Origin of the sequence: Sphingomonas sp., assembly GCF_048594985.1 — a bacterium.
Lineage (GTDB): Bacteria > Pseudomonadota > Alphaproteobacteria > Sphingomonadales > Sphingomonadaceae > Sphingomonas_I.
Genome location: NZ_JBMDXG010000237.1, coordinates 1 through 12,800, shown reverse-complemented (window position 1 = coordinate 12,800; position 12,800 = coordinate 1). Strand labels below are relative to the sequence as shown.

Annotated in this window: 15 protein-coding genes; 6 read left to right on the top strand and 9 right to left on the bottom strand. The window is 63.2% G+C overall.

Annotated features, from left to right (window positions below):
• The coding region (locus ACOJSF_RS09500) for a hypothetical protein (protein WP_420141970.1) at positions 1-537 on the top strand (537 nt) is incomplete at its 5' end.
• Complete coding sequence (locus ACOJSF_RS09495) at positions 503-2,227, top strand: hypothetical protein (RefSeq protein WP_420141969.1); 1,725 nt, start codon at positions 503-505, stop codon at positions 2,225-2,227. The genes ACOJSF_RS09500 and ACOJSF_RS09495, both read left to right, overlap by 35 nt.
• Before the next feature lie 480 nt (positions 2,228-2,707).
• On the opposite strand, the gene ACOJSF_RS09490 is transcribed toward ACOJSF_RS09495, so the two are convergent.
• Entirely contained in the window at positions 2,708-4,402 is a 1,695-nt protein-coding gene (locus tag ACOJSF_RS09490) for a hypothetical protein (RefSeq protein ID WP_420141968.1), read from the bottom strand.
• A 448-nt stretch (positions 4,403-4,850) separates the two neighbouring features.
• On the bottom strand, positions 4,851-5,081 hold the full coding sequence (locus tag ACOJSF_RS09485; RefSeq protein WP_420141967.1) for a hypothetical protein: 231 nt from the start codon (positions 5,079-5,081) through the stop codon (positions 4,851-4,853).
• Between the two features lie 204 nt (positions 5,082-5,285).
• Between ACOJSF_RS09485 and ACOJSF_RS09480 the strand changes: the two genes are divergently transcribed.
• Together ACOJSF_RS09480 and ACOJSF_RS09475 are read left to right on the top strand one after the other, a co-directional pair.
• A complete protein-coding gene (locus tag ACOJSF_RS09480; RefSeq protein WP_420141966.1) occupies positions 5,286-6,047 on the top strand; it encodes a ZIP family metal transporter in 762 nt (253 codons plus the stop codon).
• A gap of 211 nt (positions 6,048-6,258) precedes the next feature.
• Entirely contained in the window at positions 6,259-6,825 is a 567-nt protein-coding gene (locus ACOJSF_RS09475; protein ID WP_420141965.1) for a peptidase S14, read from the top strand.
• Between the two features lie 237 nt (positions 6,826-7,062).
• Here ACOJSF_RS09475 and ACOJSF_RS09470 read toward each other — a convergent pair whose 3' ends face one another.
• The 6 genes from ACOJSF_RS09470 to ACOJSF_RS09445 all read right to left on the bottom strand — a co-directional run bounded on the left by ACOJSF_RS09470 (position 7,063) and on the right by ACOJSF_RS09445 (position 11,268).
• Entirely contained in the window at positions 7,063-7,902 is an 840-nt protein-coding gene (locus ACOJSF_RS09470; RefSeq protein ID WP_420141964.1) for an alpha/beta fold hydrolase, read from the bottom strand.
• Between the two features lie 107 nt (positions 7,903-8,009).
• Complete coding sequence (locus ACOJSF_RS09465; protein WP_420141963.1) at positions 8,010-8,792, bottom strand: DNA-binding domain-containing protein; 783 nt, start codon at positions 8,790-8,792, stop codon at positions 8,010-8,012.
• Complete coding sequence (locus ACOJSF_RS09460; RefSeq protein ID WP_420141962.1) at positions 8,789-9,619, bottom strand: DUF692 domain-containing protein; 831 nt, start codon at positions 9,617-9,619, stop codon at positions 8,789-8,791. The genes ACOJSF_RS09465 and ACOJSF_RS09460 overlap by 4 nt, the downstream gene beginning before the upstream one ends.
• 56 nt (positions 9,620-9,675) lie before the next feature.
• Positions 9,676-9,948, bottom strand: coding sequence for a hypothetical protein (locus ACOJSF_RS09455; RefSeq protein WP_420141961.1), 273 nt, complete (start codon positions 9,946-9,948; stop codon positions 9,676-9,678).
• Positions 9,949-10,090: 142 nt separating this feature from the next.
• Positions 10,091-10,732 (bottom strand): DUF1109 domain-containing protein, encoded by a 642-nt coding sequence (locus tag ACOJSF_RS09450; RefSeq protein ID WP_420141960.1) that lies wholly within the window; start codon positions 10,730-10,732, stop codon positions 10,091-10,093.
• A complete protein-coding gene (locus tag ACOJSF_RS09445) occupies positions 10,729-11,268 on the bottom strand; it encodes a sigma-70 family RNA polymerase sigma factor (protein WP_420141959.1) in 540 nt (179 codons plus the stop codon). Before ACOJSF_RS09445 ends, ACOJSF_RS09450 begins: the two co-directional genes overlap by 4 nt.
• Positions 11,269-11,469: 201 nt before the next feature.
• Here ACOJSF_RS09445 and ACOJSF_RS09440 point away from each other — a divergent pair, with 201 nt between their 5' ends.
• Both ACOJSF_RS09440 and ACOJSF_RS09435 read left to right on the top strand, forming a co-directional pair.
• Positions 11,470-11,742 carry a DUF2282 domain-containing protein gene (locus tag ACOJSF_RS09440; protein WP_420141958.1) on the top strand — a complete coding sequence of 91 codons (273 nt, stop codon included), beginning with the start codon at positions 11,470-11,472 and terminating at the stop codon, positions 11,740-11,742.
• Positions 11,743-11,801: 59 nt separating this feature from the next.
• Positions 11,802-12,248: a DoxX family protein gene (locus ACOJSF_RS09435; RefSeq protein ID WP_420141957.1), complete on the top strand. Its 447-nt coding sequence runs from the start codon at positions 11,802-11,804 to the stop codon at positions 12,246-12,248.
• Between the two features lie 32 nt (positions 12,249-12,280).
• On the opposite strand, the gene ACOJSF_RS09430 is transcribed toward ACOJSF_RS09435, so the two are convergent.
• On the bottom strand, positions 12,281-12,784 hold the full coding sequence (locus ACOJSF_RS09430; RefSeq protein WP_420141956.1) for a GNAT family N-acetyltransferase: 504 nt from the start codon (positions 12,782-12,784) through the stop codon (positions 12,281-12,283).
• Between the last annotated feature and the right edge of the window lie 16 nt (positions 12,785-12,800).

Here is a 12,800-nt window from a genome sequence, read left to right as displayed (position 1 = left end):
CTCTCGGTGCGCGACCGCGTCGCGCCCAGCAAGATCACCCGCTATTTCTTGGGGTTTCTCGGTGCGCGGCGCCGATTCCAGGCCGACCAGCTCACCACGACCTTGTCCGATATCGCCAAAAGGACCGCGCGGAAACATGCCGGCACTCTAGGCCCAGTCGTGATGAGTCAGCTCAACCGCCGCGTCTACGACGCAGTCCAAGCGCAGCCCGGCTTCGATCCCGGAAATCGCGAGCCCTTCCTCGCCGCCGTGTTTGGTCCGCTGCCCGAGGACTCGCCTGTGCGCGCAACCTTCGACAAGGAACTACGTAATTCGCGGATCGAGAACGAGGTGTTCGATTTCGATCGCGATGCGGTGCCCCGGCCGCGGCGCAAGCACATGGTGACCGACGAGGGGATCGAGGTCATTTACGACCGGCAATTCGAGGACCGCGTCCGACGTGAGGCCCTTGCGGGTGGCGGCGAGCGTATCGTGATCGAAACCGGCGGGATCAGGGTCGAGGATGACTACACCGAACCGCGTTCGCGCCAGCGCTGACGCCCTCGCCGCATGCGGCGGGTCGCTGAGCGAGCGCATCGATCGCCTCGATGTCCGCGGCACGCCCGAGGGCGATCTGCGCGATGAACTGGCTGCGGTCGCTGCCGCGTGGTGCGACGAGGGCTTCGGCGCCTTCGAGGCGATCGACGCACTCGGAGAGACCGTCTTAATCCCCGCGCTGGCGGCGCGCGACGGCGAGCTGCGTCTGAGCTTCATCAAGGCGCCGACGGCCTCGACCTTTTATTTCCTGACCGTGCGCGGGCTTGCGGTCCTACTCGGCGACCGCGACAAGGCAGCGCTGGCCCGCCGCGTGCTCGTCGCTGAGGATTTTGCGCCGTTTCGGACTGTCCAGTGCAGCTTCGAGCCATGGACCGAGATGGTCGCCGACGCGCCCGCCGGTGACGAGCCGGCGTTGCCCGTACCCCGGCGGATTGTGCGTGATCAGCTCGCGGTCGTACCGCTCTCGATCGGCCCCCTACTTCTGACCGTGCCACCGCAGCCAGCCAAAAGCATCGAAATGCCAGCGGCTGACGATTATGCGGCGGCCGGCGCGCCGGTCGCGACGGCGGCGGTCGGCGCCGTGCCTCCCCAGGATAAGGTCGAGAACACACTCAGCCCAGTCTTTGAGACCTGGCGCGATGCTGCTCTCCCGCAGCTGCTTCTTTCGCTCTCGGACGAGGTCTGGCGGCAGGACGGCGAGACCCGCGTGATGCTGACCGGTCCGCGCAAGCGCAAGCTCATCGCCGCGCTCGATAAGGTCGACGCGAGGCGGGACTTCAAGCTCGTCACCGCTGCCGCCGACTGGGTATTCAACTCGGGCCGCGACGCAGAAACCCGCCATACGCTGTTCGTCTACGAGCTCGCGCGCGAGTGGCCAGGTGAAGAACCGTTCGGAAGCACGTTCGCCGACCGCGCACCGGGCGCGCTCGAAGCGGCGAAGACCGCATTCCGCATGCATGTCCGCGATGCCAGCAAGGAGACGCTTAAGTCCTTGCAGGAGCTGCGCAAGACCCTCGCCGATGACGTCACGCGCGTCGTTAACCAGACTCGTGAATTAACCAGCACCTTATGGCGCGATCTTCTAGTCGTCGTCGCTGCAGTGCTCGGGCGGTTCACTTTGCTTGCGATCCCGGAAAAGGGCGAGGCGGAGTTCGCGGATGCGCTGCTCTATGGCTTGGCGATCTATCTCGCCTTCAGCCTCGGCATGGTGCTGTTTGCCAATGCGCGGTTCATGGCGCTGTTCCGTAAGGTGCAGGCCAAGTGGCAGATCAAGCTCTACGGCTTCGTCGATCCTGAGGATTTCAAAACGCTAGCGACCGAACCGTTGAGCGAAGCTGAGACAGTCTACACGCGCACCCGCGATGCCGCGATCACGGCTTACGGCCTCGCCATCATCGCGCTAATCGCACTTGCTGTGCTGACCCCGGCCTTCTCGGCACAATCGGACCCAGGCAAGGACAACAGTGCCTCCGTTGCTGACACGTCGGACACCGCAACCAATGCTTCGGATCCCGACAATACCGCGACACCCGGCTCCGTGGCGCCTGCCGGCAATGGCGCCGCTTCCGCAGCCGGGGCTGGCGGTATGACGGCGCCAAGCGGTAAACGCGTGCCGGGCGCTCCAGCAGCAAACGGCGGCGCTGGCCTTTCGTCCAGCGCGCCCGACAAGCCGGCGACACAGGGTAAGTGATCGCGCTCCGATGCGAACGTAAGGGCTGCAACTAGAGTCCGGCCCCATCCAGGAACTCGGACTGACGCTCGAATGTCGAGCAACAACCCGCCCTGTCCGAAATTTGTGGGCGTATTTCGGACACAAGCCCAGCCAGCCCTGTCCAGAAGGACGCGAACCGCCCTGTCCATTCACGTCCAGCCTTTTCCACGAATCCAGATCGTGATATTAATGCTCTTGGCGAGTTCGCAAGTCTATGATTTGACTGCGAAATCAATTGCTTAGGCTGCCCCGCAGAAAGCTCTTCTGGCACCATTTTCTGGCGCTAAGCGCGTCTAGTAAGCGGCTGGTTTTAGTATTTTCTGAATAGGCGGCACCGTCCGGGCGATCCGCTCCGACATGAGACCAGCCTATTGTTGGCGCTGTATCGATCCGGCGAGCCTGGGACTGACATGATGCTGACTACATACAGGGACGCATCCCCGAATCTCTTGCATTCGGTTACGGCTGCGGCGACGGCCCCGCTAACGGCTCCTCGCGCTGATAGAGCGAGAAGGGGATCGTGCCTTCGCTGGCCAGCTTCGCCATCACGCGCTTGACCGCATCGCCGTCCTGCTCGTCGGCATGGCCTGCATCGGCGATTAGCCGGTCGAGTTCCATCTTGCCCGTGACGTAGCTCGTCCCGTAGCCCGGCTGGCGCAGGTAGAGCAGCTGTTCGAAGCCGACCAGATCGCTCGTCGCATCGGACCAGCCACGCGGCGTCCATAGCGCGTGGAAATGCCCAGCCTGGGCGAGGCTCCATTCATTCGACTGCACGTAGAGCGACGCCAGCCCGCGCGCGGCGCGATTGGCCAGCATGATCCACACCAGTTCGCGCGCGCGCGGCGCATCGTCGTACAGCCCGGCATGCATCACCAGCTCCTCGAACGCGGTGGCGAAGCCTTCCGAACGCGACTGGAAGATGTTGAACAGCGGCGCGCCCCGCCGGATCGGATCGGGATTGGGCTCATGCTTGATCCGCGCCAGCTCGACCCAATGGATGTCGTGCGAATAAAGCGGCCGAGGGTCGAGCGCGGTGACGTGATAGAAGAAGTTGCGCTTGGCGGACGGGATGTAGCCGACCGTCTGGGCGGCCAGCGCGGCGCGATAATAAGGGCGGTCGGGAACGAACCCGCTGGCAATGATGAAGTCGGTGAAGCTCTTCATCTTCGCGGCGGAATAAGCCTGATAGGCGGCCGGGTCGTCGATCGCCGCGATCGGCGGAAGTGCGGCGTTATGCTGCTCCTCCAGTTTCAGGCTCGCCCAGGCGCGGTCGAGCTCGCGCCGCAGCAGTGCCACCTGGTCGTCCCAGGTGAACGGCACGAGCTGCACATTCTTCATGTACCAGTCGTAATTGGCCTTGCCGACGCCGGACGGCCCGGTCCTGGTCGGCGCGGTCTCCTTGACCCAGCGACCGAAGGCGGCGGTGGCGTCGCGTGCAGCGATCGCCGCGCGGCGCAGCTCGGCAGGAGCGCCCGCCAAGCTCGCTTTCTGCTGGCCCTCGAGCGTCCGCATCGACAGCGTCCCGTCGATCAGCGCGGTCAATACCGCCTCCTGCTCGGCAAAGGCGCGGCCGCCATAGCGCCACAGGTCCGCAGCCTGGCTGCCGGCCAGGGAGATGCGCGCGCGATCGAGCAACACCGGCACGCCCGCCAGCCGCGCGGTCAGCGTACGCGCATCGCCGCGCGACAGCGGCCAGCGATAGGCGAACAGGTCGATCGCGTCGGCAAGCGGCCCTTCATGCGCCGGCACGTCGCTCTCCTCGCCGATCACGGTCGCGTAATAGCTCGGGTCGCGCGCCCACGGCTGACGCACGCGCAGATCGAAATCGAGCCCGTTCATCTCAGCCTCGATCAGGCGCGCATCGGCCAGGGCATGCGGTGACCAGCCGGTCCGGTCGAGCGCCGCCAGCCGCTGCCGCATCTGCAATAGCCCCTCGCGTTTACGCGCGAGAGCTGGGGAACTGAAATCAACCACGCCGGCGCTGCGTTCAGGGGCGGCGAAGGCGCGCCAGTCGGTGAACATGCTGACGAGCGCAGACGGCGGAAGCGTATCGGCGGCCGGCGCGGCGGGTGAAGATGATGCTGCGAAGGGCGTGGCCATGACGGTCGCACATAGAAACCCGGCCAGCCCGGCAGTCTTGATCCCCCGCCGCATCGCGCTTCCCCCTTCGTCTGGCTGTCGGATCTTATCCCGGCAGCGTGTTCAACAGTCGGCCGATCCGGCCCATCGCTTCTTCGATCCGCGGCAGCGGTTCCGATCCGCAGATGATTGCCCCCATCGGCCCATAGAAGCTCCCGGCCCCCACCACCACATGTGCCTGATCGAGGGTCAGGTCGGCAAGCGGCGCTGCTGCGACAGAATGGCCAACATGCCAACCGCCAAGTGTTTCGCGCGAGGATGTCTAACGATCGTTCAGACGATCATCGTCATCCACATGCACCGCCAATTCGTTGCGCCGATGGCTGCGACAGCGCGGGAGCCGCCACAGTCTAACTTTGCCGGCGGCTGGTCGATAGAGGGGGAGAAAACACCATTGGGAGATGGCGCGGTCATTTAGAACGCCAACTCAGTACCAACGTTGGGCGTACGACCTTCTGGGGCATCACGCGCATCGCTTCTTGGATGAATACATCCCGGTGCAGTGCATCGGCACGATGTAGGCCGGGTCGATCCGCGCGAAGTCGGCGACCGTCCGCTTGGCCTCGTTTTCGGGACATGGGCTCACCAGATGAAAGCCACCGACGACGGCGTGCACCTTGTCGACGCCCGAAGCTTTCTGCGCATGCCGCACGGTGTTGACTCCCCGGTGGCTGCATGAAGCGATCAGGACCAAACCCAAGTTCTTATGACTTAGCAAGTCGCCAGTTCAGCCCAAGATCTACGGCATATCCGCCCGAGCTTCGATTTTCGAGACTGGCGAAACGGACATCTCCATCTACGGCCGCTAAACCGATATGGGGAAGCGCTTCGTCGCTGATACCGCTAAGGCAACCGATGGCTGTTTTGCCGACCTGGCTTGTCAGATTTGGATAGACTGATGTCGAATGTGCTGGAGGCAGGTTTTTGGGGCTTTGTAGGTGGCTCCGCGCTGATCCTCGGTGCCTTAATCGCTTATTTTGCCTCCCTGCCACAGCGGTTGATCGCCGGCGTCATGGCGATCGGTTCGGGCGTGCTCATCTCAGCGGTAGCGTTCGACCTTATGGACAGGGCGTTTCATACGGGCGGTTTCGCCTCCACGGCCCTTGGCTTCCTGGGCGGCGCTCTGGTCTACACCGTCGCGAACGTGCTTGTTTCTCGCAAGGGCGCCCGCCACCGTAAGCGCTCGGGCTCGAACCCGAACGAAAGCCAGGACGGCGTGCAGACGAACTCGGGAGTGGCCATCGCAATTGGCGCACTTCTGGACGGTATTCCCGAATCAGTCGTGATTGGCGTCAGTTTGCTGGCGGGCGGCGGGGTGAGCGCGGTCACGGTCGCCGCTGTGTTCCTGTCGAACGTTCCCGAGGGGCTGTCGAGCGCTGCCGGAATGAAGAAGGCAGGTCGCGGGCCGGCATACATCTTCGGAGTTTGGGGCGGCATTGCCGCAGCCTCCGGCATCGCCGCGATGATTGGCAACGTGGCGCTTGCGGGCGCAAGCCCGGACCTGGTTGCAGCCGTCATGGCAGTGGCCGCTGGCGCGATCCTGTCGATGCTTGTGGACACCATGATCCCGGAAGCGACCGAGGCGACCCACGAATATTCTGGCCTGATCGCAGTTCTGGGTTTTCTTCTGGCGTTCGTGCTTTCAAAAATGGGCGGCTGACGCGGATGCGTCCGTATGATGGCGTCCGGCAGCCTGCTCCGGCAAACGACTGAACGCGTCTGTTCGGAACCAATCTCACCGCAGCGGGCGCTGGCGGCTCGTTCTGCCGTTGCGCTGATGCCAATCCATCAGCGTCGTCAACGACAAGCGCTGGGCGGCTCCAATGCGACCTGCATGCGTTTGGTTCGCCGACCTAATAGACAGGACCGTGATGACCGAGACCTTGGCCGCAGCCGACTTCCGCGATCCCGCAATCATGCTGTCGGGCACCGTCGACTATGCAATGTATGAGAGCTTCCGCGCGCAGTTGGCGGACGCTCCCACCCAAGGGTTGATCGTCGTCGAACTGTCCACTTTGGGCGGCGACCCGGAGGTCGCTCGCATGATGGGGGAGGACGTGCGCTTCCACAGCGATCTGGAACCCGGCCGCCGCTTCGTCTTCCTCGGAAAAGCAGCGATCTACTCGGCGGGCACGACGTTCATGGGTTTCTTCGCGCGCGAGAACCGCTACCTTACTCGCGGCACTCGACTGATGGTCCACGAGCGCAAGCTCTCGAAGCAACTCGTGATCGACGGGCCCCTCACCACCTGCATCGCGACCGTGAAGGCGACGCTGCACGAGATCGAAACTTCGATCGCGATCCAGAACGAGGGTTTCGAGAACCTGATCCGTGGGTCGGGCGTGACGATGGACGAGGTGCTGGAGAAGGCACCGTCCAACTGGTATATCGAGGCGAATGAGGCCCAGTCGCTCGGACTGGTCGCGGCCGTTCTGTGATGCGCACGGTGCGCCTGCCGGATGGCACCGAGCTCCCGGCACTTTAGGCCGCTGACTGACGTACTGCCATCGTGTCGGACAGCTATCGACTGTGAACCGTGAGCTGTTCGAAGACTGCCAGCCATTAGCTGGCGATAATCATTCCGGTAAGCCTTCTGTGCTATCAGATCGTGTCGATCCTCTGCCGGCCGCTTTGGCGATATAACGCTCTGGCCGATCAAGAGTGAAGCCACTCACTTATCGTTCCGGATGTTTGGCCATGAAATCGAGAATTAGCCTGGCGATCTCATCATTTTTCTCGTCAAGGGCGAAGTGACCTGCGTCGAGCAAGTTTATCTCCGCATCCGGCACGTCTTTCGCGAAGGCAGCGCCCCCTGCCGAGATGAACGAAGGATCATTAGCTCCCCACACGACCAAGGTCGGTGGTTGATGCTCGCGAAGCCACGCCTGCCACTCTGGATAAGCCGCCACGTTGGTTCTGTAGTCATATAACAGGGCCGTCTGAATCGCACGTTGACCGGGTTTCGAGAGGTGAGCGAACTCGCTCAGCCAGGCGTCAGGATTGTACCGCTCGAGATGTGTGCTGCCCGCCACATGACGCTGTATCGTCGTTTCGAGCGACAAGAAGGTATCAACAATCTCAGGATGGCCTTCAGGATCAGCCCAAAATTTGGCGATGCCTGCCCATTTCTTCCCTAAACCCTCTTGGTACGCATTACCGTTTTGGATGATGAGTGCGTGGATCCGATCCGGATGCGCCAGCATCAGGCGGAAGCCGATCGGGGCGCCGTAATCGTGAATGTACAAGCTGAAACGGTCGATCTTGAGACGGGCCAGCAGGTCGTCGGTCACCTTCGCAAGGCGGTCGAACGTATACGAGAAGGAAGAAGGGTCTGGTGCGTCACTTTGCCCAAAACCGGGATAGTCGGGCGCTATGACGTGGTAGCGGGCCGCAAGCAGCGGGATCAGCGTTTCGTATTGGCGGGATGACGTCGGAAATCCATGCAGCAAGACGATGGTCGGCGCATCTTTCGGTCCAGCTTCGCGATAGAAGATCCCAACGCCGTCGATCTGCACCTTGTGGTAGGTGGTGGTCCGATGAGACGACACTTGTGGCGCGGCCCATGCTGTCTGCGCTAGTCCAAGGGAGAGGACGGTCGCAGCCGCGAACCTGAATGCTCCCGTCATCCCGCTACACCTGCTGCCTCGACGATACCCCCATCCTCTACGCCTACGATCAGGCCGTCGCTGATCCAGCGCCCCAGCCATCCGCCTGCCATGGCGGCTGCTTGGCTTTCGTCGAAGGCTTCAGCCAAGTCGGCGCACAGGGTGGCGAAGCCGACGCCCGCCCGCACGCGGACCAAAGATTGAAGTTCGATCTGATCGATTGCCCGAAAGCGCGACTGGTGGCCCTGTCGCCAGACCAACACCGCGCTTGGCTCCTCAAGGGCGCGCACAGCCGGCGGCGTTTCCTCCATTGCAAGCGCGGTCCAGATATCCGCCGCGTTCGTGCGGAGAGGAAGCAAGTCCATCGCTGGCGTGAGGCGAAGGACGGCATGATCCCAGTCGATGGCGCCCATCTCGGCAACCGTCAGCGGTACGCTGTCCATACTGACGAACACCTCTTCGAGCGAAAGCTCCAGCAGGGCCAGCTCGGCGACTTCGGTTTCCCCGTCTAAGGATCGCGCCAGCGTCGCCGGAAAATCGCGAGCATAGGCATCGAGAGTCCAGCTACTCGGCGGAACCGCGTCGATGTGCGCGGCCGCCGCGGCGCGAAACGCCTCGTGACCGATCCAGGCCAGCGTCTTGGGAAAGCTGGCTTCGAGACAGGCCATGAGCTGCGCCCGATAATTGTTCTGGTGAACACGCAGCCCGGGGGCGGCGGCATCGCCGATGCGCGCGGCGGAATCGGCATCCTCACGCGTGAGCCATTCGCGCATGTCGCGCTGAAAGGAGAGCAAGGTCATGCTGCCTCCGCCAAACGGCTGCCGGCGATACGGCGGGCGCAGTCCAGCTCCTCAAGCAAGACGGCCAGCGGGGGGATGTCGTCATCGCGTTCGATCATCGTGGCGACCGGTCCCAACTTCGGCAGCACATGTGCGTACAGGTCCCATACCGACGAAGGTACCGGCTGATCATGCGTGTCGACGAGCAGTTCGGCACCCTGACTGTGGCCGGCGAGATGGATCTGGCGGACGCGCGCATGCGGTAGGCCGTCGAGGTAGGCGATCGGATCGAACCCCCGATTGGTCGCGCTCACGAAGACGTTATTGACATCGAGCAGCAGGCCGCACCCCGTTCGCGCGCAGAGGGCATCCAGAAACTCCCATTCGGCCATGTCGCTCGCCGGGACGTCCATATAGGTCGACGGATTTTCGATCAGCATCGTCCGGCCGAGCGCGCTCTGCGCGCGGTCGACGTTCGGGGTGATCAGGTCTAGCGTTTCGTCGGTATAGGGAAGCGGCAGCAGGTCGTGCGAATTGAAGCCCTCGATCCGAGACCAGCTGAGGTGGTCGGACACGAAAAGCGGATCGACCTCGTCGACCAGCGCGCGCAGACGCGCCAGATAGGCCCCATCGAGGCCATCCGCGGATCCGATCGACATCGACACGCCATGCAGCGCGACGGGGTAGCGCGCCCGGATGTCGCGAAGGATTCGACGCGGCTGACCGCCGTCGACCATGAAATTTTCCGAAATGACCTCGAGAAAATCGACTGCGATGCGATGTTCGAGAAAGTCGGCATAATGCGGGCGGCGCAAGCCGAGGCCAAAACTCGGACGGGATAGGGACATAGCAGGATCCTCGGAGAATCGACCGGCCCGGCGATCGAACGCCGGGCCGGCCACCGTCACTTCCGCTCGGTGAGGCTACCGCCCTCGGCCTTGCAGTCCTTCGCGGTAAGCGCCTTGAAGCCCTGGCCCTTGCATTCGTTCTGGCCCTTGCACTGGCTGTTGGCGGTTTTGCAGTCCGACGTGCCCTTGCAGCTGTTGATGCCATAACAGTGGACCGTCTTGGCGGCGCCTTGCGCGATGGCGGCAGTCGGGGCCGACGCCGCAGCGATAGCAACGATAGCTGCGGTGCTCGCTACGCCGAGCCCGGCGCGGAAAGTGGTGGTCATCATGGGAGTCTCCGAAAGAGTTGTGCCTGAGCGGCTCCTCTCATTCGCGAGTCCAACGATAACGGTTACATCGAAGGCGGGTCGCTGACGGACACTTTGGGCAATGGGCTGCCATAGTCGCGCGGGTTGCCAGCGCGATGATCGTTCACCAGCGCAACAAACGAGGTCCGAGCAAGGACCCCAGCAGCATCGCCAGCAGGATCCCGAGCGAATACCAGGTCAGCACGAAGATTGCCGACACCTCCGGGCAATGCAGGCAATAGACGCTGGCGGCGAAAGCCCCCGCAGTAAGCCCCGCAGCCGCGCCGGCGGCGCGCAATCGTGTCGGCGCCAGCCTGCGGAACGCCCAAAGCAATCCGCCGAAGATCGGAAAGGCGAAGATCAATATCAGCCAGGGGCATACCATCCAGCTCTGGCCGAGCCACATCGCCAGCCAGTCCGAGCGCGGCGCGCGTACCAGTTCCGTGAGGCCAACCGCTGCCAGCAGTACGACTGGGATGCCCATAAGCCACAGGCCGCGCAGCCGCCCGCCGTCCGGCCGCGCAAGCTGGACGGTCATCGCCAGCGCGGCAACGGAAAGCGACAGCGTATAGATCCATTTGATCCAATAGGACGCCAAGTGGATCGCCGCGCCGAGATCTTCGCGCAGACCCAGCCACAGGATCATCGATAGCCCGGATATCGCAGCTCCGGACGCGATCCCGAGGAACAATCTGCGCTCGGCGGCCCAGCGCGAAACAGGCTTTGTATCGCGCGCGAGCCGGGCGATGAGCTCGTCGGTATTCATGACCGCCCCCCGTGAACGCGCGCGATCAACGCCTTGAGCCCACGATGAACCGAAACCTTGACGTCCGATATGCCGATGCCTTCGGCGTGCGCGGCCTCCGCAATGCTCAAGCCCTGGATGCGCGTCGCACGGATCGCGCGGGCCTGCTTTGACGGCAGCGTGTCGAGCATGTCGTCCACGGCCAGCCGGGCACCCACTTCGTCCTCGAAATCCTGCACGATCAGTTCATTCTCCAGCCCGTCCAGCGGCTGCAGCCGCGAGCCGCGACGGAACTGGTCGATCATCTTGTAGCGCGCGATTGCGAACAACCACGCGCTGAATGCGCGATCGCGATCATATGTGGCGCGCCGCATGTGAACGGCGATGAGTGTCTCCTGCACCAGATCCTCGACATCGTCATCGGCTCCGCGCACGCGTCGGCGATAGAAACGCCGCAGGAGCGGGACGAGCAGGCGCAGCAACGCCGCATGGGCGCCGGCATCGCCGTCGAGCCCATCGATCATCAACCCGCGCATCACGTCCTCGTCAGCCCGCATCTATTCTCCTCATGCCGGGTTCGCATTGAGCAGCCCTAAAGTTACACGCACGACGCGGCCATTTTTCGCCCAAGGCGATGTAACCTTGTCTGCCGGCCCTTCGAACTGATCCTCGTGACATGGGCAACCCGCCTCCTCCTGTCACCACGCAGCTTCGGTTTAACCGGCTGCGCGCTGAGGCCACGGAACGGAAGGATCACTATGCGCACGACCAACGCAGCCGTCGCGGCCGGCATCGCCATCGCCGCTGCCGCCCTCGCCACCAGCGCCTCGGCGCAGCAAAAACCGGGCATGGAGAAATGCTACGGTGTTTCCCTGGCTGGCAAGAATGACTGCGCGGCGGGACCGGGCACGAGCTGCGCCGGCACCTCCAAGGTCGATTATCAGGGCAATGCCTGGAAGCTCGTCAAGGCGGGCACGTGCACTTCGATCAAGACGCCAAAGGGCAACGGGTCCCTTTCACCGAAGGCCTGAAGCCGGCGGAGCCGGGACGGACGCCGTCCGTCCTGGCTCTTGCCTCTGGAGACGCTGCCATGACCCCAGCCATTGCTTTTTATGATCGCGCCACTCGGAAAATTTCTGCCCTTCTTTCGCAAGATCTACTGCTGCTCATCGCCCGTCTTGGCATCGCTGGCCTCTTTTTCCTTTCCGGGCGGACGAAGGTGGTCGGCACTTTCCACATCACCGAAGGCACGTATGAGCTTTTCCGCAGCGAATATGCGCTGCCGATCGTCCAGCCCGAGCTTGCGGCCGTCGCCGCGACGACGGCGGAGCATGTGTTTCCCGTTCTCTTAGTTTTAGGCTTATGCACGCGCGTGTCCGCATTAGCGCTGCTCACGATGACCCTCATCATCCAGATCTTCGTCTATCCTGGGGCATGGTCGACGCACTTGAGTTGGGCCGCGATCCTGCTGCCGCTGATTGCCAACGGCGGCGGTTCTTGGTCGTTCGACGCAATTATCAGTAAGAATTCGAGCTAGGAGTTGCCCTTACACTTGCGCTTTGGGGGGAGCTAAGCGGGTAAGATCAGGCGCTTGGTCATCAGACGGAGTTCGAGAAGCCTACCGCTCGGAAGCGCCAAATCATATCTGCCAGCCGGTTCATAGCCGTAAGCGGCGTAGAAGGGCACCGCCGGGAGGGTGGCGGTGAGTTCCGCGCGCGTAAAGCCCATGTCGAGCGCCGCTCGTTCGCTGGCGCTGAGGAGAAGCACGCCGACGCCACGCCGTGCATAATCTGGGTCGACGTAGAAGGCCCGTATACGCGCCGCATCAGCGACCGGTGAGAGCAAGTTAGCGGGTGGGTCATCCGGGCCGTGCGCGCCGGCAATCGTTTGGCGATAGCTCCATCCGCCGGCGCCCACGACCGACCCGGCAATGGCCGCAACGAAATAAGTCCCGTCGCGGACAAGCTGCCAATCCACGCCGTAAGCATGATCGATCGCCTCATTGATGATGGCGTCATCGTAAGCACCGGCGTGCAGTGCGCGGATCGATCGGGCGGCAAGCGCTTCGATCACGGGCACGTCGCCCGAT

Excerpts from the sequence above, each read along its gene's own strand:
- ACOJSF_RS09445 (WP_420141959.1), bottom strand. The coding sequence starts at position 11,268 with ATGCGGGCTGACGAGGACGTGATGCGCGGGTTGATGATCGATGGGCTC.
- ACOJSF_RS09490 (WP_420141968.1), bottom strand. The coding sequence starts at position 4,402 with ATGCGGCGGGGGATCAAGACTGCCGGGCTGGCCGGGTTTCTATGTGCG.
- ACOJSF_RS09495 (WP_420141969.1), top strand. The coding sequence starts at position 503 with ATGACTACACCGAACCGCGTTCGCGCCAGCGCTGACGCCCTCGCCGCA.
- ACOJSF_RS09455 (WP_420141961.1), bottom strand. The coding sequence starts at position 9,948 with ATGATGACCACCACTTTCCGCGCCGGGCTCGGCGTAGCGAGCACCGCA.
- ACOJSF_RS09440 (WP_420141958.1), top strand. The coding sequence starts at position 11,470 with ATGCGCACGACCAACGCAGCCGTCGCGGCCGGCATCGCCATCGCCGCT.
- ACOJSF_RS09475 (WP_420141965.1), top strand. The coding sequence starts at position 6,259 with ATGACCGAGACCTTGGCCGCAGCCGACTTCCGCGATCCCGCAATCATG.
- ACOJSF_RS09435 (WP_420141957.1), top strand. The coding sequence starts at position 11,802 with ATGACCCCAGCCATTGCTTTTTATGATCGCGCCACTCGGAAAATTTCT.
- ACOJSF_RS09460 (WP_420141962.1), bottom strand. The coding sequence starts at position 9,619 with ATGTCCCTATCCCGTCCGAGTTTTGGCCTCGGCTTGCGCCGCCCGCAT.
- ACOJSF_RS09480 (WP_420141966.1), top strand. The coding sequence starts at position 5,286 with ATGTCGAATGTGCTGGAGGCAGGTTTTTGGGGCTTTGTAGGTGGCTCC.
- ACOJSF_RS09465 (WP_420141963.1), bottom strand. The coding sequence starts at position 8,792 with ATGACCTTGCTCTCCTTTCAGCGCGACATGCGCGAATGGCTCACGCGT.
- ACOJSF_RS09450 (WP_420141960.1), bottom strand. The coding sequence starts at position 10,732 with ATGAATACCGACGAGCTCATCGCCCGGCTCGCGCGCGATACAAAGCCT.